The organism is Micromonospora sp. NPDC005413 (genome assembly GCF_040606435.1).
Lineage (GTDB): Bacteria > Actinomycetota > Actinomycetes > Mycobacteriales > Micromonosporaceae > Micromonospora.
In genome coordinates this window covers 1-2898 of record NZ_JBEXEV010000076.1, presented here as the reverse complement: position 1 = coordinate 2898, position 2898 = coordinate 1, and the positions used below count along the sequence as shown (strand labels likewise).

The 2898-nt window shown below is 72.5% G+C and carries 3 protein-coding genes; 1 reads left to right on the top strand and 2 read right to left on the bottom strand.

The window, feature by feature from the left end; all coding sequences use genetic code 11:
• Positions 1-139: 139 nt before the first annotated feature.
• On the bottom strand, positions 140-1582 hold the full coding sequence (gene gndA / locus ABZS37_RS32635) for an NADP-dependent phosphogluconate dehydrogenase (protein WP_355175446.1): 1443 nt from the start codon (positions 1580-1582) through the stop codon (positions 140-142).
• Between the two features lie 102 nt (positions 1583-1684).
• Positions 1685-1981, bottom strand: a complete 297-nt coding sequence (locus ABZS37_RS32630; RefSeq protein ID WP_355175444.1) for an MTH1187 family thiamine-binding protein — start codon at positions 1979-1981, stop codon at positions 1685-1687.
• A 293-nt stretch (positions 1982-2274) separates the two neighbouring features.
• Between ABZS37_RS32630 and ABZS37_RS32625 the strand changes: the two genes are divergently transcribed.
• A complete protein-coding gene (locus ABZS37_RS32625; protein WP_355175442.1) occupies positions 2275-2691 on the top strand; it encodes a hypothetical protein in 417 nt (138 codons plus the stop codon).
• Positions 2692-2898: the final 207 nt, after the last annotated feature.

Below are 2898 nucleotides of genomic sequence, written 5' to 3'. Positions count from 1 at the left end.
AGGGCATATCTCTGCAAGCTGATCTTCAAGCGCAGCGATATGCCCTAGATCGACGAGGGCGGGGGTGGGCGAGGGCGAGGGCGGGGCGGGGGTGGGGGTGCGGGTGGGGGTGAGGGTGGGTGGGGCAGGGGCCGGTGGGTTAGGCGGGGGATTCTGTGCGGTTGGCGGCCCAGGTGGTGTGGAACGAGCCCTCGCGGTCGACGCGCTGGTAGGTGTGCGCGCCGAAGTTGTCGCGTAGGCCCTGGATCAGAGCGGCGGGCAGCCGCTCGGCGCGTAGCGCGTCGAAGTACGCCAGCGACGACGAGAACGCGGGCGTCGGCACACCGGCCCGCGCCGCGTCGGCCACCACCCGCCGCCAGCTCGGCACGCCAGCGCCGACCGCCTCGGCGAAGTACGGCGCCACCAGCAGCGTCGGCAGGTCGGGCTGCTCGTCGTACGCCTCGCGGATCCGGTCCAGGAAACGGGCGCGGATGATGCAGCCGCCCCGCCAGATCGTCGCCGTGCCGCCGAGGTCGATGTCCCAGTCGTACTCCTGGCTGCCGGCGCGGATGTGGTCGAAGCCCTGCGCGTACGCGACGATCTTGGAGGCGAGCAGCGCCCGGCGGACGTCCTCGACGAACGCCTCCCGGTCGGCGACCTGCCACTTCTCACCCGCGTCGGGGAACGCCCGGCGGGCCGCCTCCCGCTGGTCGACGTGCCCGGAGAGCGAGCGGGCGAAGGTCGCCTCGGCGATCCCGGTGATCGGGATGCCCAGGTCCAGGGCGCTCTGCACGGTCCAGCGCCCGGTGCCCTTCTGCTCGGCCCGGTCCTGCACGATGTCCACGAACGGTCGGCCGGTCGCCGCGTCGGTGTGCGCGAGCACATCGGCGGTGATCTCGATGAGGAACGACCCCAACTCGCCGTCGTTCCAGTCGCGGAAGATCTCCGCGATCTCCGCCGGCTCCGCGCCCAGACCGGCCCGGAGCAGGTCGTACGCCTCGGCGATCAGCTGCATGTCGGCGTACTCGATGCCGTTGTGGACCATCTTGACGAAGTGCCCGGCGCCGTCCGGCCCGATGTGCATGCAGCACGGCACACCATCCACCTGGGCGGCGATCTTTTCGAACATCGGACCGAGCCTGGCGTACGACTCGTCCGAACCGCCCGGCATGATGCTCGGCCCGAGCAGCGCGCCCTCCTCGCCACCGGAGACACCGGTGCCGCTGAAGTGCAGCCCCTGCGCGCGCAGCGACTCCTCCCGACGACGGGTGTCGGCGAAGTGGGCGTTGCCGCAGTCGACGATGATGTCGCCCTCCTCCAGCAGCGGCACCAACTCGTCGATCACCGCGTCGGTGGGCGCACCCGCCTTGACCATCACGATCACCGCGCGGGGCCGTTCCAGCGACGCCACGAACTCGGCCATCGTCTCGCCGGGCACGAACGTGCCCTCGTCGCCGTGCTCGGCGATCAGGCTGCGGGTGCGCTCCGGCGAGCGGTTGTGCACCGCCACCGTGAAGCCGTTGCGGGCCAGGTTGCGGGCCACATTACGACCCATCACCGCCAGCCCGGTCACACCGATCTGCGCCGTCGCCTGCTCAGCCATCCGTGCCGCCACCTCTCGCCGTCGTACTGCCGTGCTGCGACCGTATCGCGGCGCAGGGCGACGCGGGCGCGTCGTCGACAGCAGGTCACCGGCTGGTAGCGCTCAGCCCTGGGCGAGGCGATCCTCCACGTGTGCCACCTTCGCGGTGAGCGCGTCGGTCACCCCGGGCCGCACGTCGGCCTTGAGCACCACGCTCACCCGCGGCGCCTGCGCGGCCACCACGTCGACCGCCCGCTTGACCACCGCCATCACCTCGTCCCACTCACCCTCGACAGTGGTGAACATGGCATCGGTGCGGTTGGGCAGGCCCGAGTCGCGGACCACCCGCACCGCCTCGGCGACCAGGTCACCGACGGACTCACCGACACCGAGCGGGGTTACCGAGAACGCGATCAGCATGCCGTCGATGGTGCCAGGAAAATCGGCTGCGCCGACGTACGCCCACCCGATAGCGTGCGGGCATGCGCAACTGACGCCCTTTCTCCGAGCCGGCCCGCTGCCCCGCGTCGCGGACCGTGCGCTCCCGGGCGTCCCGCATCTCCCACCCGCCGTTGCGCGGTGCTGGCGCTGCCCGACCCCGGTGAGCAGTCCCTTCCCCGTTCGACCGTCGCGCGGCGGCGGTCATCAGCCGATCCGACCGACCGCCGGAGCGCGGGACCGGCGGTGACGGATCGGCACCGAAGGAGGCCCGGATGCCTGCCAGGCGTAACCCGAAGAAGTCCCGTACCCCCCGAGCAACGCCGCTCGGCACCGACCCGGCGGCCGGCCACGGCCCGCTCCAACCAATCCGCCCCGACCTCGACCTCGACCTCGCGGTCAAACCTGCGCTGCCGGCGGTGCTGGTTGAGCCTGCGGTGCTTGTTGAGCCGGCGTTGCCGGCGGCGGTGCTGGGTGAGCCGGCGTTGCCGGGGGCGGTGTTGGGTGAGCCGACGCCGTCGGTTGACGTGCCGGCAGCGGTCGACGCGCCGGTGGTGGCGGATCTACCGAAGGCGGCGAAGCGACCGACGGCACCGACGGCCGGACCACCTCAGGGTGGCGGGAACCGCTCGGCTGGCGGCCGTAGCCAACAAGCCGGCCAGACCCGCCGCTACGCCTTCCGCCGCAGCTGACCGACCCGACCCGACCCGCCGCGCCCCGCCGCACCGCCGTGCTGTGCCGGCGTCGCGGACGGTGGTCGCAATATCGGGGATGTTGCTGCCTCACCGCCCAGTGATGCAGCAACATCCCCGATGTTGTGTGGATCATGCGGCGCGGCGCGGCGCGGCGCGGCGCGGTGCGGCGCGGTGCGGCGCGGCGTGGCGTGGCCCTGCGCGGCC